We start from the raw sequence: 19,491 nt of genomic DNA, 5'->3' as shown, positions 1-19,491 counted from the left end.
AGTCAAATAAATAAAAAAAACAATGTTATTCTTCAACATCGTTTTTGTTTTTGAAAATCAAAATTAATGGACAACCAGTAAAATCAAACATATTTCTAATTTGGTTTTCTAAAAATCTTTGATAGCTAAAGTGTAAGTATTTTTTATTATTTACATACATAATAAATGTAGGAACTAAACTTTCGGTTTTGCGAACAAAATAAATTTTTAGTATTCCGTTATTAAAACTTTTAGGTGGTTGAATAATTTGAGCTTCAGTAATTAATTCAGAAAGCAAATGAGGTTTTATATCTCTTTCTAAATTAGTTTTTACTTTAATAATGGTTTCAATCAAGGTGTTGATTCTAAGACCAGATTTTGCAGAAATAAATACAATAGGTATTCAAGTGGCAAATTGAAAACGTTTATTAAGCATTTTTTTATAATCGCTCATTGTATTAGTTTCTTTTTCAACTAAATCTCATTTGTTTATTGCAATAATAATTGGTTTGTTGTTTTCTAAAGCATATCCAATAATTCGAGCATCGAAATGTGAAATTTCTTGAGTAGCATCAATCATTATGATTGATAAGTTTGATTCTTCCAATGAAGATTGAGCACGCATTAAAGCATAATGATCAACTGCATCTTCAATTTTGCTTTTTCTCATAATTCCAGCAGTATCAATGACATTAAAAATTTCATCACCAATTTTTATTAATGATTTAACACTATCTCTAGTAGTACCAGGAATATTAGAAACAATTGATCTTTGTTCTTTAGCTAAATAGTTTAATAAAGAACTTTTTCCCGCATTAGGTCTACCTATGATTGAAAGTTGAAAATAATTTTTATTTTCATCTTCATCAAAGTTTAAGTATTTGATAGCTTCATCTAATACATCACCAACTCCGTTGCCATGCAAAGCGGATATAGGAAAAATATGATCAACCCCAAGTGAATATCAGGAATAGTTAAATTGTGAAATATTTTCTAATTTATTAGCTGCTACAATAATCTGTTTATTAGCTTTTCTTAAAAGGTTAAGAATAAAAGCATCATCATTTGAAGGTTCATTATTACCATCAACAATAAAAATAACCACATCTGCTTCTTCGATAGCAATTTTAGCTTGAATTTGAATTTCCGCTTGGAAGGAATTAGCAACATTTTTAACTTCAATACCACCAGTGTCAATTAATTTGATGTTTTTACCATTCCACTTGATAATTTCATATAGTCTATCTCTAGTAACCCCTGGTCGGTCATAAACAATAGAAGATCTTTTTCCTACTAGTCTATTAAATAATGTACTTTTTCCCACATTTGGTTTACCAATAATAGCTATTGTATTTTTCATTATAATGCTTCCTTTTCTTGGATTATTGAAATTATTTTTTCAACAACTTGTTCAAAAGGAATTAAAGTACAATCAATTTCAATAGCATCATCAGTTTTATGTAAAGGGTCAATTTTTCTATTTATATCATTATTGTCACGTTCTTTAATTTCTTTTAAAACTTCTGTAAAATTGGTTTTATAACCCAATTGTTTGTTTTGTTCCACTCTTCTTCTTGCTCTTTCGGTAGGTGAAGCAGAAAGGAAGATTTTAACTTCGGCATTAGGCATTATTTTAAAAGTAGTATCTCTGCCATCCATAATAAAACCTTTTTGAACATTTGTAGTTTTTTGAATGTTTTTGACTACAAAATCTCTAATTTTTTGAAATTTAGCAATATTAGAAGAAAAAAGTGAAACTTCATCAGTTCTTAAAAAGTTAATGTAATTTTCACCATTAACAAAAATATTTTCATTTTTGTCAAAAGTAATATTGATTTTACTTAAAAGTTCATCTAAATTATTTTCAATATCTTTTAAAGAAATGTTGTTTCTTAGAAAGTAATAAGCAATAGCTCTATAAAAACTACCAGTATTTATATAAAAATAATTAAGTCTTTTTGCAATTTCAATCGAAACAGTAGATTTACCTGCACCAGAAGGTCCATCTATTGCTACATTAACTTTTCTTCCAACTTCCATAAAACCCCTTAAAATTCAAATTTACTAATAGATATTTCACTAGTTTTATCTATGTTCACGGTTTCTATTCCTTCATAATGAGGAGAATTATAACCATCGTGTTCATAATCGCATAATAAATTGTCTAAATCATTAGTTTTAAAATTCTTAATTGCACAATTATCATCTTCAATGATGTTTGGATTTTCAGATGATAATTGCTCAATTTCATAAAGCCAATTATTTAACATTTTTATTTTTTCAAAATTGTCAAAATTATTTTCCAAAGAATAATCAAAATCAATAATTAAATTAGATTTATCAGCAAATTGAAAATTAGAATCAATATTTTTTTTATATCATTCAAAGTGTTTTTTGAATTTAGGATCCGAATTTATTAAGCCTTCAAGTAGTGAATTTTGACTTAACAAAGTATTGTAAATTTTCTTATTTTTTTCTAATCTTTGTAATAATTTTTCCATCTTTACAATTATAAACAATGAATATAATAATTAAACTTAAATAAGTTAAAAAACTTAAAAAATCTTTAAAAAATGAATTATTAATTTTTTGCTAAAAAAGCCAATTTTCATTTTTAATTTTTGATCTTTTGCTAGTTTTAATGTAATAAAAATAGCGCTTAGTTTTATAAGTTTATTCTTTTACAAATTATTAGAATTTACTTGTTCCACATCTATTTTTATATTATTAATATTATATTAATATATAATTATGTAAAACACGAATGGGGAAAAATATATATGGCTTATAAGCAACCAGAAATTACATTTTCAATAGAAAAAAGTTTAGGTGTATTATCAGAAAATAATAATGGTTATACAAAGGAATTAAACCTAGTTTCTTGAAATGGAAAAGTAGCAAAATACGACATAAGGGATTGAAGTAGTGATCATAAAAATTTAAGTAAGGGCATTACTTTAACAAAAGAAGAAATGATCAAGTTGAAAGAAATCTTAAAGGATCTTGAAATAGAATAATTTAATGAATGTGTTATGTCTCACATTCATTCTTTCATTTTATATGTAAAAAATAAAAATAAGGGAGGAAATTATGTTGAATTTTTTAGAAAATAGGATTCAGAAATCCATTGCTAAAATGGCTAAAAAAACAGTGGTTAATGAAGAAGACATTTTAGAAGCTACTAAAGAAATTAAGTTAGCTCTTTTAGAAGCTGACGTTAATTTAAAAGTAGTTAAAGAATTTATTGCTAATGTTAAACAAAAAACTTTAGAATCAAAATTAGTTTCTTCTCTGAATGCTTCACAACAAATGATTAAAATTGTTCATGAAGAATTAGTAAACATTTTAGGCGGTGAAGTCCAAGAATTAAAAATCACAAGCAAACCATATATTATTATGATGACTGGTTTGCAAGGTTCTGGTAAAACTACTGCCGCTGCAAAATTAGCTTATTTTTTTAAGAAAAAAAATTATGCTCAAAATCCACTTTTAGTAGCCGCAGATATTTACCGTCCTGCTGCTGTTCAACAGTTAGTAACTTTGGCCAAAAGTATTCAAGTAGAATATTTTGAAAAAGGAATTACTGTTTCAGCACAAAAAATTGTAGAAGAAGCAATTAAACAAGCTAATCAAAACAAAAATGATTTAATCATTATTGATACCGCAGGTCGTTTAGCTATTGATGAACCTTTGATGAATGAATTGTTTGATTTAAAAAAGATTGCTTCACCTAACGAAATATTCTTTGTAGCAGATGCTTTATCGGGTCAAGATATTATTAATGTTGCTACTGCTTTTAATGAAAAATTAAATTTAACCGGAAGCATTATTACTAAATTAGATTCAGATGCTAGAGGTGGTGCTGCATTAAGTATTACTAAAGTTTTAAATTTACCGATTAGATTTATTGGTACTGGAGAAAAAATTTCCAACCTAGATTTATTTTATCCAGATAGAATGGCAGATAGAATTTTAGGAATGGGTGATGTTAAAACCTTAATTGAAAAAGCGGAAGAAACAATCGATCCTTCAATGGCTAACAACATTGTTGCTAAATTGATTAAGGGTGAATTTACGCTCGATGATTTAATGAACAATTTAAATCAAGTTAAAAAAATGGGTAAAATGTCCAAATTATTAAAATTGATTCCAGGATTGGCAAACAAAATTTCTGATGAGCAAGTTGATAAAACTGAAGCCAAAATGGCTATTTATCAAATCATCATTTCTTCAATGACCGCAAAAGAAAGAAAAAATCCTAAACTTTTAAGAAATGCAAATCGTAAAAACAGAATCTTACAAGGTTCAGGAAGAACCGCTCAAGAATACAATAGATTATTAAGTGACTATGATGCAATGGTTAAAAATATGCAAGAAATGCTTAAGAAGATTAAATCAGGTAATTTCGGTGATTTAGCAGGAATGATGAACAAATAGGTAAATATGAAATCATCATTTTGAAATTTTAATGGAACTGGTTTAAGAAACTTTTCTGGACCTGATTTATATTTTTATTGAACCTTTGTTGCTTTTGCATTGTTAACGTGAGTGCTTTTATGAGTTTTTAGAAGAATAATTAGAAATAACTTTCTTTTAAAAGAATCGTTCACTACTAATGAGCATAATGTTTTTGCTACTTGAATAACATTAGGACTTGTGATTTTAGCTTTTCAAATAGTTAGAATCGCTTGAGTTGTAGAAAAAAGTAGTGACAGGATTTGAGAATCGATCCCCTTACAATTTTGTAGATTAACTTTAATGATTATTACTATTTTATTGTTGTCAAATAAAACAAAATATATTGCTTATATTACACCTTATTCAACATTAGCTGCTTCTTTAGCGTTAATACTTAGAGAAATTCCTGATGAATGTGGTATGGATACTTATTTTTATTGAGATTTTTTAATTATTCATACTTTTATCTTACTTTTTCCTATGGTTATTTCATCACTATACAAAATTGAATTTACTTTTGTACATTCACTTATTAGAATTGCTTCACTTTTTGCTTTTACTTTATTAGCGTTTTTCATTAACTGAATTACTTTTAAGTTTGCTCCATCTAATTGAAAAAGTAATTACTTTTTTACAGGGAAAAACGAAATCAATTCATTTAGTAGTTTATTAGGTAAAGCTTCTAATTGACCTTATAACTTGTTTACTTATACATTTATTGGAATTATTTGAGAAGTTATAGCGGTGTTTATTTATTGCGTGCAAGATAAAATATTTATTGACAAAATTGGTAATTTATGAATTTTGAAAATTCAAAAATCAGAAAACTACGTTAAGTACTTTGATTTTAAAAAAATATTGCTTAATAAAGCCAATATTAATCCTGAAGATGAAAAATATTTTAGTTAGCAAATATATTAATATATTAAAATTTAATAATTACTCTTACATAATAAGGAGAAAAAATGATTAATGTTAATACTTTTTCAAAAGGCATCACTTACGAAGACGAAGGTGAAATTTATTTAGTTTTAGAAGCCCAACACTCAAAACAAGGTAGAGGACAAGCAAACGTTAAAGCTAAAGTTAAAAACTTAAGAACTGGCGCAATCACCATCAAATCATATACTGGTGGTCAAGAAATGAAAAAAGCGCATATCGAAAAAAGAAAAATGAACTACCTTTATTCAGATGGCGAAAACATTGTTTTAATGGATGAAGAAACCTATGAACAAATTGAAATCCCTGTAGAACATGTTAAATGAGAAATGAATTTCATTGTTGAAGGATCAAAAGTTCAAATTAGAAAATATCAAGAAGAAGTTTTAGATATTGAAATCCCTGACAATGTTACTTTAACTGTTACTGAAGCGCCCGATGCTGTTAAAGGAAATACAACAACTAATCCACAAAAAAAAGTTATTGTTGAAACTGGTTTTGAATTAGAAACTCCAATGTTTATCAAAGAAGGAGATAAAATTTCTGTTTCTACTGAAACTGGTAAATATGTAGGAAAAGCAAATAAATAATATGAATATTTTGTCACTAAATTGTGGATTAAATCAAATTGTTAATATTCATGAAAATGCCTTTTTAAACATAATTGATAGCGCAATCAAAAAACACAAAAACATTAAATTAATTAGTGTTCCTAAAATTATTTTTGCTGATGATCAGAGTAATATTTCAATTTTTTTAAATGTTAAATTAAAATCATTAAACAAGAATTTAATTAATTCAATTCAAGACCTACAAAACGATTTGGAAGATTTAATCAATTCTACAATTGGTATCAAACCTACCAACATTCAAATTGCTTGTTTAGGTTTAGTTTAATAATTATTAATGACTTTTATGCTTGTAAAAGTCATTTTTTAATTTGTTTATTTTCGCTTTAGTTCATAAACAAATTAGATATTTAAGGTAAAAAAGTTAAAGAAAAATCGCAATTAGGCTTGCGATTTTGTGTTTTGTTTAATAACTATTTGTTAAAATTAATGTTGATTGTCGATGGTTGCTCGAGTGGCTGAAGAGGATAGTCTCGAAAACTATTAATGGTTTATTCCATTCAAGGGTTCAAATCCCTTACCATCGGCCATTTTTTATTTTGCTTTTTTGTTAGTTATAGCTTTTTGAAAATGAACATAATATTTACCTTTGTTTTCTTTTCAATAAGTTGTAAAGTCTTCAATATAATGTGTCATTGAAAGATTTAATGAATAAACAATTTTTGGATTATTTATGTATTTTATCGCATGCTCTGGTAAAAAGTTAAAGTCATTTTGTCCATCAATTAAAGCATTTAATCTCACAATATTTTGAACTAATTTTAAAGTGGTTAGATAAAAGATATATTTATCTCCGCGAGAAGCAATTTTGGTTAAATTTGAAGATAAATAATCAGTTTCTCCAATTAAGTTTAAGTACAATTCAATTTCATCTACAAGATTAGTTTTACTTAATTTTTTAATGGTTTTTAAATTTGGCGCATTAATTAAAGCTATTTTGTTAAATTCTTTTATTTTAGTTTTGAAAATAACTTCGTGTGCATCTTCAAGATTTTTGAACAATATTAAATCGAATAAAGTGTCATCAATTATTAAAGAAACAATGTTGTTTCTTTTTAAAATAGCATCAATTTTGGAATCGTTAGATAGTAAATTTCTTAATGAAATAGAAGATATAGGACTAACAATTGCTATATTAATATCTGAATACTTATTAAAATTACCATTAGCCATAGAACCTACTAAAAAGGCACTATCTATATATAAATTGTCCAATCTATGTCTAATGTAGTTAAAAGCTAAAATTTTATTAAGTGGTATATTTTCAAAATCATTAATACTAGTTATTGGGAAAATTAAATTACTGTAGCTGAATCAAGTGTTATTAATTAAATTACTTTGTTCATCTTGAGAGTATTTTTGCATACTAGCAAGGAGATTATTTTCACTAAAATTTAAATAAGGGATTTCTTCATATTTTTCAGCAATTAAAGTATCTATACATTTTTGTAAAGGTGTTTTTACATAGAAAACAAATGTAGAAATAGGATCTAATCTAGTTAATAATAATTTTGAATATTTTTCTAAACCTGAAAATTCAACTATACATTGAGGAGTGTTTAAGATTTTTTTAACAAACTTCTTAAAAACAATTTTTTCATTGTCTTTTTTAAATGAACCATACTTTTCTCTAAAATTATCAATTGAAATAATTTCAAGATCTAAAAGTTCTTTTAATTTTTGAGCATATAAGGATTTACCCGAATTAATATTTCCAATTACTAAGAATTTAAGTTCATTATTTCTATTGTTTAGAATTTTGATTTTGTATTTTTTAACAAAAGCAACAAAACTTATGCAAGATATTAAAGAATAAAGGAATCAAGTTATAAATAAAAATAAGGTTAAATAATAGTTTGAATAACTAAGTATTTGTGCATTTAAGGTGTAAATAAATGTGCAAATGGCTACAACTGTTAGGAAAAAAGTTTGAATTAATAAAATTTTAATTTTATTATTAGTCAATAAAAATACACTTGTTAATAAACCTATTAAAAAGACTAAATTGATACTTAAAAAGATAATTAAACTTAAAATAAAGTTATTTGTAAAAATTTGTTTTAGTTGGTCAAATTTAATAAAAATCATTCCAATAGATGTCAATCAAGCAAAAACAAAGACAATTATGTAACCAAAAATATTTTCTTTTAAACTATTGTAGTGTTTTAATGCCGTGTCCTTTCATAACAAAATTATTAAAGGCAAGAAGATTAAAACATTAAAAAGAACTATTAATTCTTTAATTGCTAAAGCAATTGTTTTTTCAGCAAAACTTTTATCAATTAATAAATTGAAGCAAATAATGGTTAAAGCGAAAAATAAAAAATTTCATAAAAGGGTTTTAAAATCATTTTTTAAAAATGCGAAATTGATTTTTTCTTTTAAAAGTTCTTTGTTTTCCTTATTAACAATTAAGTCTATTGTAAAGGTGGAAGTAAAAAATAATAATACAGCAGCTAATATTGAAATTTCTTTAACTAGAATTTTGTCCAAATTTATTCCAATAACTTTGATAAGTACAAAGTCTAATGTTAATAAGCAAGCTATAAAAATTAAAAGAGGAATTAAAATAAAATATTCTTTGTTTTTTAATAGTAAGTTAATAACTAACAGCGATGACAAAGCAATAATTAAGTATTTAAGGTTTTTTAATTCATAAAGCAAAATAGTCATCATTTTGTTATAAAAAGGAATTTCATTGGTATTTAATTTAACTTCAAAAGCACCTATAATAATTGCATTTATACCAAAGAAAATAATTGAAATAAGAAAAATGAAAGAAAAATATTTTTTAAAAAAACTTGGATATTTTTCTTTGTCAAAAAATTCTCGACCCAAAAGGAAAAATGAAGATGAAATAATTGTTAATATAAAAATCATTCATAAATTTTTGATTCAAGTAAATTTAGTTTGAAAATTAATCATTTTTATATCTGGTGCATAATTAAAAATTTGATTTCAAAAAATTACTTGATATAGAAGTAAAAAAATGCCAAAAACAAATAGCGGTATCAATATTTTTCAATTTAGTTTTTTAAAAATATCCTTTAATAGCATTTTTCCACCTTCACATAAAATAATTTAATAATATTATATTTATTAAATTGTTAATTTTTCAATTCTTACAAAATAAAACCGATATCAAGTGATATCGGTGTGTTTTTTCTTTAAAAAAGATATGGTGCGCAAAGAGGGACTTGAACCCTCATGCCGTGAAGCACTAGAGCCTAAATCTAGCGTGTCTGCCAATTCCACCATTCGCGCTTGAATTTGTTGGTATGCTTATACATTAAATAAAAAATGTATCCTACTGGATGCATATATGGTGCCGTCTATAGGACTCGAACCTACGACCTACTGATTACAAGTCAGTTGCTCTACCAACTGAGCTAAGACGGCTTAATGGTCGAAGATAAGGGGCTCGAACCCATGACCTACGCCTTGTAAGGGCGCCGCTCTCCCAACTGAGCTAATCTTCGAAAATGGTAGTCTGTACGGGAATCGAACCCGTGCGTGCATGGATGAAAACCATGTGTGTTAACCGCTTCACCAACAGACCATAAATGGCGCCGATTATAGGGTTTGAACCTACGACCAACTGGTTAACAGCCAGCTGCTCTACCGCTGAGCTAAATCGGCAATAGCAAAATGCTTGTTTTATTATATATTAAATTAAATCAAATAATAAGAAAATTTTATTTTGCTATTTTAATTTTATTTATTTTTCTTCTTTTGTTTCAATTTTTTCTTCTAAAATAGTTGCTTTTTCTATTTTTTCTTTTTCTGGGAATGCTACCAACATCAAAATACCAGCTACCTTAGAAACAAAAATTAATGATAATACTCCATAAACCAATATTTCATCTTTATTTTTTGCTTCTTCCAATTTTTTGTAAGAAATAATTCCAATAATTAATGGAATTATTAATATAGCGCCAAAAATCATTCCTAGAATAAGAAAAACTTTAGTAATTGTCAAAATAGAATTGTCATTTTGCTTGTTATCCATAATATAAAAGTATAAACAAAAAAATAATTATTATTAATAAATATTTATAATTTAAACTACATATTTATTGTAATAGCCAAGAAGGAGAAAAAATGAAAATCGGAAGCTATAAAGATGCGTTAAAAGCTATAAAAAAATATAATTCAATAATTATTTTTCATCATATTAGACCAGATGGTGATTGTTTAGGATCACAAGCTGGTCTAGCAGAATTGATAAAAACTAATTTCCCAAACAAAAAAGTTTTTACAGTAGGAGACAATAAACATACTTTTGATTTTATGAATTATCACTATGATCCTATCGAAACAGTTGATTTTGAAAATTCATTAGGAATTGTAGTTGATGCTTCAAGTTCAGACAGGATTGAATGTGCAAATTTATTGGTAGATAAAAAATTCACTGCTACTTTAAGAATTGATCATCACCCTAATTTAAGTGATATTGAATATGACTATTTATGAGTTGATGAACATTATGCTGCTGCAGCAGAAATGGTTGCTGAATTATCAAAAGAAGCAAAATGAAAAATAAATTCTAAGGCTGCTGGTCATATCTTTTTAGGTATGGTCACTGATTCAGGAAGATTTTTATATCCAGACACCTCTGCTAGAACTCATGAATTAGCTGCTTATTTATATAAAGAAGGCAATTTAGATCCTCAACCAATATTTAGAGAACTAAATATAAAATCTATGAATGAGATTAAATATATTGGCCAAATTCTTTCTAACTTTAAAAAAGAAGGAAGAGTGCTTTATTTTGAAGTAACTAAAGAGATTATGCAAAAATATCAAATGAATGATTTAGAAGCTGCTATTTTTGTTAATGAAATTGGAAACATTGAAGATAATTCTTGTTGAGCATTCTTTATCCAATTAGAAGATGGAAAAATCAGGGGTAGATTAAGATCAAATGGACCCAAAGTTAATGATGTTGCAAGAAAACACAACGGTGGTGGACATGACAATGCTGCTGGATGTACACTCAATTCTTGAGATGAAGTTCCTGTAGTAGTTAAAGAATTAAATGAATTAATTAAGGGGTTTGAACAACATGAGTAAATCACATATGATTATCGGTACTTTGCAAGAGGCTACAAAAAAAATTGAGCAATATGACTCAATAATTATTTTTCATCATATTAGACCAGATGGTGATTGTTTAGGATCACAAGCTGGTCTAGCAGAATTGATAAAAACTAATTTTCCAAACAAAAAAGTTTATAAAGTTGGTAATTCACAAGGTTCTTTTCCATTTTTAAATTTAACCTTTGATAAGACCCCTTCAGATGCGATTATTAAAAAATCTTTAGCTATTATTCCTGATGCAAATTTCAAAGAAAGAATTGAATGCCGTGAATTATTAGACAAAAATTTATTTGCTGAAACTTTGAGAATTGACCATCACCCAAATGAAGATGATTTAGATAAATGCACAAGATGAGTTGATTCAAGTAGAATTGCTGCAGCAGAAATGGTAGCAGATTTAGCATATACCAATAAATGAAAAGTAACTGAATATGCTGCAAAATGTATTTTCACAGGAATAGTTACTGACTCAGGAAGTTTTAAATATGGCGATACCTCAGCAAGAACTCACTTTTTAGCTTCATATTTATATGAATGTGGTTTAAAAAATGATGATGTATTTTTAGGTCTAGCTGCTACTAGTTTAACTGACATTAAACTAACACAAATTTTATTAAACAACCTTAAAACAGTAGGAAAAGTTGCTTATACAACCATTGATTTAAAAACTACCAAAGAATTAAATAAACTTCCAAATGAAGTTGTTAGAGTAAACACTATTGGTAATATTATGGGTTACCCATTTTGAGTTCAATTTAGTGAAGAAGAAAACAAAAAAATTAGAGTTGAATTTAGATCAAATGGACCGTGTGTTAGAAATGTTGCTGTTAAATGAAATGGTGGAGGTCATGAAAGAGCTTCAGGGGCAATTATTGATTCATTCGATTTAATTGACCAAGTTATTAAAGATTGTAATGAAGAAGTTGCTAGATGAGAAAAAGAAGGCAATGACAATCAAATAAAATAATTTTAATTAAAGTAAAATTAAAAAAATTTAGAACTCCCTTTATATTATAGGGGAGTTTTAATTTTAAAAAAACTTGCGTTTTTATATGATTTTTACAATTTTTTCATTTTCATGCATTTTTTGTACATATTTAATTGACAGCGAATTTTAAAAAACGGAGGTATGTATTATGTCATTAAAAACCAAAATTACTAAAAAAGATTTTGAATTAATTGCAAAACAATATAGCAAGGCAGAATATTTTTATCAAAAAGATGATGAAAATAATAAAATAATATTGATTATGGAATTAAGTCAAGATAACAAAAAACAACCAACTAAACCAAATACCAATAATGGGTCAAATTTGACACCAGAATTTTTTGAAAATTTATTCGATAGTCTTCTTGACAAAAGATTTGGTAAAAATAACTGTTTATTATTAGAGGAAATCGATCAAAGAATTGATATCAAAATTCTATCTCTGGAACAAAGATTAGACAAAAAAATCGATACACTTAATGCCAAAGTTGACGACGGTTTCAGAAAAGTTAATGAAAGACTAGATAAAGTTGAGCAAAGACTAGATAAAGTTGAGCAAAGACTAGATAAAGTTGAGCAAAGACTAGATAAAGTTGAGCAAAGACTAGATAAAGTTGAGCAAAGATTAGACAAAGTTGAACAAAGACTAGACAATGTTGAAAAAGATATCAAAATGCTCAAATCATTTCATGGAGAAGATATAGAAAAATATCAAGAGAAAAATTCAAAAATAGCAGTCCAATAAATTATTTACTTGAAATCAAAAAAAGAAAGTTCTTTCCGACTTTCTTTTTTCAACATTTTGTGTTTTGGTTTATTTTGCAATTGCAAAACTTAAATTCTTATTCCTTAAAAATATCAACTATATCTTTTACAGTTTTGATTTTTAATAAATCTTGATCAGAAATTGATTTATTAAACTCAGTCTCTGCTTCAAAAATTAATTCTGCCAAATCAAGAGAATCTAGAGATAAATCTTTTATTTCTGAATTTATAGTTACTTTAACCTTTGATAAAGTTTGAATTTTTTTAATAATCTTTTCTTCAATATTCATATTTTTAATTTTACAAAATTATTTAGTTATAGAAAAAATATATGTTTTGTAAAGTGGTTTTTTATCACCGTTTTTTCATTCAAAATTGATCTCTATACTTTGATTATTATTGTGAAAACGATAATCAAATTTAACATCTCCTTCACTAGATTTTAATGTTTTTATTACGTCTGTAACTATAGCGCCAACTACATTTTCATCTCAGTATGTGTTAACATCATTTAGTCTAATATAGTCATAGTAATCATTTTTTTCTAGTTTTGGAAAGACAGTATCAACATTTAAATCATCTATAGTTTTTTCAGGTTCTTTTTCTTTGGATTTGTCTTTTTTATGGTTTAAAAAGTAAATTGTAGCTGGTGTAGCAATTGATGCTAATGCGATAGTTCCAAAGGCACCTGCTAAAAATATTTTGGTCTTTTTAGTCATCATATTAATTACTTAAAAACTTGTTTAAATCCAAAAGTTGCATTTTTTCTTTTAAAACCAAAATGTTTAAAACATCTTTGTTACTTAAATAGTATTTAAAATTTTGAATTGGTTTATAACTAGTTTCTTCTCTTTCTACAAGATCTAATTTTATAATTCCATAATTTACATTTAATAATGGTCTTTGAACATTATCCAAAAAGTTTAAATCAAGTTTTATAGATTTTTTGTCATTGACTTTATATTCAAATTCAAACTTACCAGTATAGTTTCCATAGTAGTGATAAGGAATCATAATACCTACATCTGTATTTTGTTCGTGAGCAATTTTAAAAGTTTTGTCTTCAAAGTCATAGCTCTTTTTTTCATTTGAAACTATTTCTTTATCAAACAAATCATGAGAGATACATTCTAAGTTATTTTCAGTATCTTTTTCTTTCTTTGTTGTAATTAACTTATTCAAATGAAAAACGGGTAGCTCCTGATTTATCTTTATTGTTTTTTTAATTCTTTCATCAATGATGTTGTCTAATAATTCCGACAATTGACTTTCTTCATCAAAAACTTTTTTGTCTTGAATTACATACATTGATGCTATGCTCGCTTGTTTTTTAGTATTAGATAACTTATTTCTTTTAATGATAATGTCTTTATAGTACTTCTTCGGAGTTGCATTTTCTGCCGAAATTTCAAAATGATAAATTTCAGGAATGCTTATTTTTAACTCGTTATTCTCATTAAAAATTACTGGTTGCTCTTTGACAGAAGCATTTTGATCAGTTTTTATTAGTTGAAAAGTATTGTATTTAGTTTCGTTTTTTCTTTGTGATTCAATTAAAATGCTGATGCTTTTAACATCACTTCATTTTTTCTTTTCAAAAACAGTGTGATAAAAATTAAATCTTTGTGCCTTTCCTTCTGCGAAAACAATCGGCTTTTCGTTATTTATTGAAATATGCTTTACAAACAATTTATCAAAGTTATTGTAATTTCTAACATTTAAATATATTTCAAACAAATCTGCTGCTAGCACTTTTCTAATTACCATATCAAAAGATAACATTTCATTAGGAAAGTATTTGATCTTAAATTCAGGATCATCTATTTTAGTTTCACTACTAGGGTGAAAATAAGCTTTTCGATAATGATTTATTTTTTCTTTATTAAGACGAATATGTTTTGGTTGTTCCACAACTTGATTTGGAACATTAAGCAAAGTAAAGATAAAGAAATTCCTCTATCGCAGACTTACGCTTTTTGTAATAAGTAGTTTTAGAAAAATATTCGTCAGTTCAATCTTTATTAGTGTTTTGTTTGATGTAATTGTTTAAGATAATTAGATAGTTTATTGGGTCTAATGAATTTAACACATCACTAAAGTGTTTATTTTGGGCATTTAACAATAATTTTTTATACTCTTCAGTTGTTTCATAGTCTCTTTCTTTGTCTAATTTTGATTTTAGATACAATCTAATTCTTTTATTTGCTTCAGAGTTTATTTTTTCCATTTTGCAAATGGTTTTGACTGCATTTTCTTTTTCTTTAGATGATACTAAATCTTTGTAATACAGGCTAATTAAGTCTTTTTTCATAGTTTCCTCCATTAATATATGTACGTTTTTTGAAATTTTTTGAAATTTTTTTATTTATTTTTTAAAAAATCTTAATTTGTTTATAACAAAAATATTTTTAACATTAAGATAAATATCTTTATTATTCTTTATAATAATTAAATATAAGACTATTTAATTTTTACTTAGATTGTTAAAAGGAATTTTATGAAGTATTCTCCAATTAGGAATAGTGCAACTTTAGAAATTGTTCAAAATAATCAAATCGCTTCTTTTAGCAGTTTTGATAATAAAGTTTATAGAGATCCTAAAAATCAATTATCACCTAGAGTATATAAAGTAATTCGTGCAGAAAAAACTTTAAAGCTAACTTTAGCAATAATTTGATTGTTTTTAATGCTTGTATCAATAATTTCTTTTACAGTAGTTTATACTAATATATTGCCTATGCTATTTACAAGAGAAAATGTGGGCTACTTAGTTCTTTTTGGTCTAGTTGCTATTGTTTCTTTTTTTGCTTGTATTAAAAATTTAATTGAAAATTCTACCTGGAATCATACAATTCAAAGATATCGTGATGCGGTTCAAGTAGGTGATTATACTTCTTCTAATACTTTCCATTTAGCATATCGCAGAATAGTTTTAAAAGGTGTTAATTTAACTTGAATGTTAGTTTTTGTCTTAACATATTATGGTTTATTTACATTAATTGTTTATGGTTTATTTGTTTCTGGGACATGAACTTTTGGGATTGATAAAGAGACAAAAATAGTAAGTGTTATTGCCATTAATTTAGATTGAAAATCTTGATTAACTAAGGCTTTTGGAAACGTAAATTGATTTACTATTATTAATGTATTAATTATGGGTTCATTGATAGCTGCTTTTGTTACAATGAAGCTTATCGATAAAAAAAGATTAGCAGATTTGGATGATTTTTTAGGTGAAAAATCAGTTGAATTACATAACCAAATTGAGACTTCTAAAAAAGACCGCAACAAAATGTGAATGAAAATTTATTTAGTAGTTGTAATCTTAACCATATTATTGCCATTAGCCTTAATATTGATCGCAATTTGAAAAGGCATTTTGAGAAGAAAAAAATCAGTTTCAATTTAAAGTTAGATTTAGGTCTAACTTTTTTATTTTTACCTATTTTATAGGCTAATTCATAAAAATTATCTTTTTAACTTTAGAAAGTTAATTGCTAATTAAACATTAAAAATGTTTATATAATGTATAATTTTAAAGCAATGAATTTAGAACTCATAGAACTCAATGATGAAAAAAAAGAATATCTAAAAAAGATTATCGAATTATACATAGAAGAAGGCATTCCAATAGGTTCAGAATATCTAATTAAATACTACAATTTAAATGCTTCATCAGCCAAAGTTAGATACATAATGAATGAATTGGAATCTAAATATGGCTTTTTAGAAAAAGTTCATACTTCAAGTGGAAGAATCCCTTCATCATTAGGCTTTCAATTTTATAGTGAAAAATTAATTTCATATGATGTTAATGAAATTAAAGAAAAATTAAAGGACTTATTTGCTAAACGAAGAATTTCGGTTGATACAACAATTAATGAAGCTGCGAATAACATTTCTGAAATTACAGGTTTAACATTAATAACTACCAAAAATAATATTGATTCAACACTAAAATCAATTCAATTGGTTCCTTTATCAGAAAGAGAAGCTACAATCATCTTGGTAACCTCTTATGGTGAAGTTCAATCAAAAATGCTTACCTTACAAGATGATAAAAATTCGCTAGAAGATTTGCGAATTGCAATTAGAATTTTTAAAGAAAGGTTAGTTGATACACCTTTATTTAAATTAACTGATAAGGTTAAAAACTTAATTCCTATACTATCTAGGGTAATTAAAAATTGTGAATCACTAATTGAATCTTTTGTGAATGATATTTTTGAATTTAAGTTAGTTGAAGAAAATGAAGTTTATGGAAAAAACAATATCATTTTAGCTAATGATATTTCTAGAAATGATTTACCTAAGGTTTTAGATTTAATAGAAAATAAATCTATTTGAAAAACCATAGAAGCAAATATAGATGATGATCAAAATATTAAGATCGCAATTAGACCAGACAACACAGCCTTTATATCTAAAAAAATTCAATTTAACAATAAGATTAAAGAAATAAGTGTTGTAGGTTCTACAAGAATGAATTACGAAAAAGGTTTATTAGCTATCCAAATGTTAGAAGACTTGATGGCGAATAAAAAATAAATAAAACAAGGAAGATAACATGACAAATAAAAATACACAAAATAATACAGCAAATGAAATGGCTCAAAATACTAACAATTCTATAATGTTTAAAAAAGGCGACAAAATCACTGCAACAGTTAAGGTTTCAGTTGACGGTATTAAAATGAAGGAGCCTGGAATTGTAAATAAAACTATTACTCTAGGAGCAGATGAATTTTTACCTGGTTTCGATAAATTGTTAATCAACACCAAGTATGCTTCAAGTTTTGTATTAAATTTTAAAGCTAATGAAACCGAAGAATATGAACCTTTTAGGGGAAAAAATATTGAATATAACATTATTATTCATAAACACGAAACTGGTGAATATCAATTAGCATTAGAACAAATTGAAAAATTGAAAAAAGAATTAGAAAATGCCAAAAAGGAAAACCAAACCTTATTAGAAAAAAATAATAAACACAATCAAGAAATTTCCTTGATGAATAACACTTTCCAAAATAAAATTCTAGAAGCAAAGCAAAAAGCTGATTCAGAATTAAAAGAAGAAAAATTAAGATTAGCAAAACTTGCTGAAGAACAAAAAAAAGAAACCAAAATGTATGCTTTACAAAAATTTATGGAAGATTTTCTTTCACCTTATGCTAGTTTAAAAATGGCAATTCAAGGTGGAAAGAAAAATGACAATGCTGTTGTTAAAAACTTCATTGTTGGTTTTGAAATGATTATCAAACAATTAGAAGGTGTTTTCCAAGATTGAAATATTAATTTAATTTATCCAAATATTGGTGAAGAATTTAATCCTAACACTCAACAAATTTTAGAACAAGTTCAAGATCCTACAATGAAAGATCACACCATCAAAATGGTTCACTCAGTTGGTTTTTCTTTATACGATAGAGTTATCAAACCAGCATTAGTTGTAACAGTGTTAAATGATAAAGCCAAAGTAGAAGAAAAACCTAATGCAACAAATCCAGTTGAAAAAAAAGAAGAGCCAACTACTAGTTCAAAGGAAGAAAATCCCAGTAGCGGCCCAATAAATGGGCAAAATGAAGTAATTAATCAAAGTAATAATCTTTCAGATTTAATTGTTGAAGCACCAAAAGCAAAACCAATGACATGAAGAGAAAAAAGACGTGCTAAAAAAGAAGAAAAGAAAAGATTAAAACTTCTTAAAAAACAACAGAAATTAGAAAAAAAGAATAAACAAAATAAAGTTGTTTATGAAGAAGAAACAAAATTAACTTCAAATGTTCAAGAAACTAATACTACTTTTGCTAATCAACAAAATGAGCAAAAAGTACAACAAGAAACTAAAAAAGAACAACCAGTTTCAAATAAACCAGAATCGGTTTTATTTTCAGATCCAAATGAAACTTTAAAGAACCAACCAAGCCAAGAACAAACTCAACCAAAAGAAGAAACAGAGAAAAAAGAAACTTTTGTTTCAGAAACAGAAAATTTTACTATTGAGCAAAATTTATCAGAAGACACAGATGAACAACCAATCGTTGATATTGAGTTCAATTTAGATAATAAATATGATGACACCCAAGATATGGAAATCCCTAATGATGAAGAACCAACTTCAGTAGAACAACAAAGCCAAGAATTACAAGAAGAAACTGAAGAAGAAAAAGAAGTTGTACAGGAATCAGATTCAAAACAAGAATTAGAATTAGAGATGGGTGATTTTGAAACTGAACAAGAAAAAAAGGACATTCAAGACTTTCTAGAAAAAGAAAGTAAATTGTCAAATCAACCTAAAAATAAGCAAAAAACAACAAAAACCGGTGGCAAAAAAGTAGTCTTAGCCAAAGACATTAAAAGCAGCAATAAAAAAATAGCTGCTAAAAGCAAAAAAATGGATTCATTAGAAAAACAAGCAGAATTAAAAAAGAAACAATCGCTTTTAAAAACTGCTGAAATTTTACTAGATGATGAAAAACCAACTACAAAAGTAGAACCTGCTGCTGATAAAATTAAGAAGCAAAATCCACCTAAAACTAAATCTTCAAATGTTTCTTCTGAAGATTTAGCTAAAAAAGCTAAAGAAAATGCAAAGAATAAAAAATTAAAACAACACTTATAGAAAAAAGT

General features: G+C 26.1%; 20 protein-coding genes and 6 tRNA genes. 12 read left to right on the top strand and 14 right to left on the bottom strand.

The window, feature by feature from the left end; genetic code table 4:
- Nucleotides 1-25 precede the first annotated feature (25 nt).
- From der to ACJA25_RS02630, 3 genes are read right to left on the bottom strand one after another with little or no spacing between them, the layout of a single operon-like run.
- Nucleotides 26-1,339 (bottom strand): ribosome biogenesis GTPase Der, encoded by a 1,314-nt coding sequence (der, locus tag ACJA25_RS02640; RefSeq protein ID WP_406615093.1) that lies wholly within the window; start codon nucleotides 1,337-1,339, stop codon nucleotides 26-28.
- Nucleotides 1,339-2,019 carry a (d)CMP kinase gene (gene cmk, locus ACJA25_RS02635; RefSeq protein WP_406615091.1) on the bottom strand — a complete coding sequence of 227 codons (681 nt, stop codon included), beginning with the start codon at nucleotides 2,017-2,019 and terminating at the stop codon, nucleotides 1,339-1,341. The genes der and cmk overlap by 1 nt, the downstream gene beginning before the upstream one ends.
- An 8-nt stretch (nucleotides 2,020-2,027) precedes the next feature.
- Complete coding sequence (locus tag ACJA25_RS02630; RefSeq protein WP_406615089.1) at nucleotides 2,028-2,480, bottom strand: hypothetical protein; 453 nt, start codon at nucleotides 2,478-2,480, stop codon at nucleotides 2,028-2,030.
- A 279-nt stretch (nucleotides 2,481-2,759) separates the two neighbouring features.
- Between ACJA25_RS02630 and ACJA25_RS02625 the strand changes: the two genes are divergently transcribed.
- The 6 genes from ACJA25_RS02625 (at nucleotide 2,760) to ACJA25_RS02600 (ending at nucleotide 6,535) form a co-directional block, all read left to right on the top strand.
- A complete protein-coding gene (locus ACJA25_RS02625; protein WP_406615087.1) occupies nucleotides 2,760-2,996 on the top strand; it encodes a YdbC family protein in 237 nt (78 codons plus the stop codon).
- A 73-nt stretch (nucleotides 2,997-3,069) separates the two neighbouring features.
- Complete coding sequence (gene ffh, locus ACJA25_RS02620) at nucleotides 3,070-4,416, top strand: signal recognition particle protein (RefSeq protein ID WP_406615085.1); 1,347 nt, start codon at nucleotides 3,070-3,072, stop codon at nucleotides 4,414-4,416.
- A gap of 6 nt (nucleotides 4,417-4,422) precedes the next feature.
- On the top strand, nucleotides 4,423-5,346 hold the full coding sequence (locus ACJA25_RS02615; protein ID WP_406615083.1) for a YwaF family protein: 924 nt from the start codon (nucleotides 4,423-4,425) through the stop codon (nucleotides 5,344-5,346).
- 56 nt (nucleotides 5,347-5,402) lie between these two features.
- Nucleotides 5,403-5,966 (top strand): elongation factor P, encoded by a 564-nt coding sequence (gene efp / locus ACJA25_RS02610; RefSeq protein WP_406615081.1) that lies wholly within the window; start codon nucleotides 5,403-5,405, stop codon nucleotides 5,964-5,966.
- 1 nt (nucleotide 5,967) lies between these two features.
- A complete protein-coding gene (locus tag ACJA25_RS02605; protein WP_406615079.1) occupies nucleotides 5,968-6,273 on the top strand; it encodes an MMB_0454 family protein in 306 nt (101 codons plus the stop codon).
- Nucleotides 6,274-6,445: 172 nt separating this feature from the next.
- Nucleotides 6,446-6,535 (top strand) — tRNA-Ser (locus ACJA25_RS02600).
- Between the two features lie 4 nt (nucleotides 6,536-6,539).
- Here ACJA25_RS02600 and ACJA25_RS02595 read toward each other — a convergent pair.
- From ACJA25_RS02595 to ACJA25_RS02565, 7 genes are all read right to left on the bottom strand, one after another.
- Nucleotides 6,540-8,930, bottom strand: coding sequence for a nucleotidyltransferase domain-containing protein (locus ACJA25_RS02595; protein WP_406615077.1), 2,391 nt, complete (start codon nucleotides 8,928-8,930; stop codon nucleotides 6,540-6,542).
- A 254-nt stretch (nucleotides 8,931-9,184) separates the two neighbouring features.
- Nucleotides 9,185-9,269, bottom strand: a tRNA-Leu gene (locus ACJA25_RS02590).
- A gap of 59 nt (nucleotides 9,270-9,328) precedes the next feature.
- A tRNA-Thr gene (locus tag ACJA25_RS02585) sits at nucleotides 9,329-9,404 on the bottom strand.
- Between the two features lie 4 nt (nucleotides 9,405-9,408).
- Nucleotides 9,409-9,484: transfer RNA gene (locus tag ACJA25_RS02580), tRNA-Val, on the bottom strand.
- A 4-nt stretch (nucleotides 9,485-9,488) separates the two neighbouring features.
- Nucleotides 9,489-9,564 (bottom strand) — tRNA-Glu (locus ACJA25_RS02575).
- Nucleotides 9,565-9,569: 5 nt separating this feature from the next.
- Nucleotides 9,570-9,644: transfer RNA gene (locus ACJA25_RS02570), tRNA-Asn, on the bottom strand.
- Between the two features lie 79 nt (nucleotides 9,645-9,723).
- On the bottom strand, nucleotides 9,724-10,014 hold the full coding sequence (locus tag ACJA25_RS02565; RefSeq protein ID WP_406615075.1) for a hypothetical protein: 291 nt from the start codon (nucleotides 10,012-10,014) through the stop codon (nucleotides 9,724-9,726).
- A 92-nt stretch (nucleotides 10,015-10,106) separates the two neighbouring features.
- Between ACJA25_RS02565 and ACJA25_RS02560 the strand changes: the two genes are divergently transcribed.
- The 3 genes from ACJA25_RS02560 (at nucleotide 10,107) to ACJA25_RS02550 (ending at nucleotide 12,838) form a co-directional block, all read left to right on the top strand.
- Nucleotides 10,107-11,078, top strand: coding sequence for a DHH family phosphoesterase (locus tag ACJA25_RS02560; RefSeq protein WP_406615073.1), 972 nt, complete (start codon nucleotides 10,107-10,109; stop codon nucleotides 11,076-11,078).
- Between the two features lie 7 nt (nucleotides 11,079-11,085).
- Nucleotides 11,086-12,072: a DHH family phosphoesterase gene (locus ACJA25_RS02555; protein WP_406616191.1), complete on the top strand. Its 987-nt coding sequence runs from the start codon at nucleotides 11,086-11,088 to the stop codon at nucleotides 12,070-12,072.
- A 169-nt stretch (nucleotides 12,073-12,241) separates the two neighbouring features.
- On the top strand, nucleotides 12,242-12,838 hold the full coding sequence (locus ACJA25_RS02550) for a coiled-coil domain-containing protein (protein WP_406615071.1): 597 nt from the start codon (nucleotides 12,242-12,244) through the stop codon (nucleotides 12,836-12,838).
- Nucleotides 12,839-12,935: 97 nt separating this feature from the next.
- Here the strand turns inward: ACJA25_RS02550 and ACJA25_RS02545 are convergent, their stop codons facing one another.
- From ACJA25_RS02545 to ACJA25_RS02530, 4 genes are read right to left on the bottom strand one after another with little or no spacing between them, the layout of a single operon-like run.
- Complete coding sequence (locus ACJA25_RS02545) at nucleotides 12,936-13,148, bottom strand: phosphopantetheine-binding protein (protein WP_406615069.1); 213 nt, start codon at nucleotides 13,146-13,148, stop codon at nucleotides 12,936-12,938.
- Between the two features lie 18 nt (nucleotides 13,149-13,166).
- On the bottom strand, nucleotides 13,167-13,580 hold the full coding sequence (locus tag ACJA25_RS02540) for an MHO_1590 family protein (protein WP_406615067.1): 414 nt from the start codon (nucleotides 13,578-13,580) through the stop codon (nucleotides 13,167-13,169).
- 1 nt (nucleotide 13,581) lies between these two features.
- Nucleotides 13,582-14,769, bottom strand: a complete 1,188-nt coding sequence (locus ACJA25_RS02535) for an MHO_1580 family protein (RefSeq protein ID WP_406615065.1) — start codon at nucleotides 14,767-14,769, stop codon at nucleotides 13,582-13,584.
- Nucleotides 14,770-14,785: 16 nt separating this feature from the next.
- On the bottom strand, nucleotides 14,786-15,169 hold the full coding sequence (locus tag ACJA25_RS02530; RefSeq protein WP_406615063.1) for an MG284/MPN403 family protein: 384 nt from the start codon (nucleotides 15,167-15,169) through the stop codon (nucleotides 14,786-14,788).
- Between the two features lie 186 nt (nucleotides 15,170-15,355).
- On the opposite strand from ACJA25_RS02530, the gene ACJA25_RS02525 reads away from it, so the two are divergent.
- The 3 genes from ACJA25_RS02525 to ACJA25_RS02515 all read left to right on the top strand — a co-directional run bounded on the left by ACJA25_RS02525 (nucleotide 15,356) and on the right by ACJA25_RS02515 (nucleotide 19,483).
- Nucleotides 15,356-16,267 (top strand): MSC_0882 family membrane protein, encoded by a 912-nt coding sequence (locus tag ACJA25_RS02525; protein WP_406615061.1) that lies wholly within the window; start codon nucleotides 15,356-15,358, stop codon nucleotides 16,265-16,267.
- Nucleotides 16,268-16,401: 134 nt separating this feature from the next.
- A complete protein-coding gene (gene hrcA / locus ACJA25_RS02520) occupies nucleotides 16,402-17,406 on the top strand; it encodes a heat-inducible transcriptional repressor HrcA (protein WP_406615059.1) in 1,005 nt (334 codons plus the stop codon).
- A gap of 19 nt (nucleotides 17,407-17,425) precedes the next feature.
- Entirely contained in the window at nucleotides 17,426-19,483 is a 2,058-nt protein-coding gene (locus ACJA25_RS02515) for a nucleotide exchange factor GrpE (protein ID WP_406615057.1), read from the top strand.
- Nucleotides 19,484-19,491: the final 8 nt, after the last annotated feature.

Source organism: Mycoplasmopsis hyopharyngis (assembly GCF_045276885.1).
Lineage (GTDB): Bacteria > Bacillota_I > Bacilli_A > Mycoplasmatales > Metamycoplasmataceae > Mycoplasmopsis > Mycoplasmopsis hyopharyngis.
The sequence above is the reverse complement of the archived record's forward strand: the minus strand, read 5'-3'. Positions and strand labels throughout refer to the sequence as shown.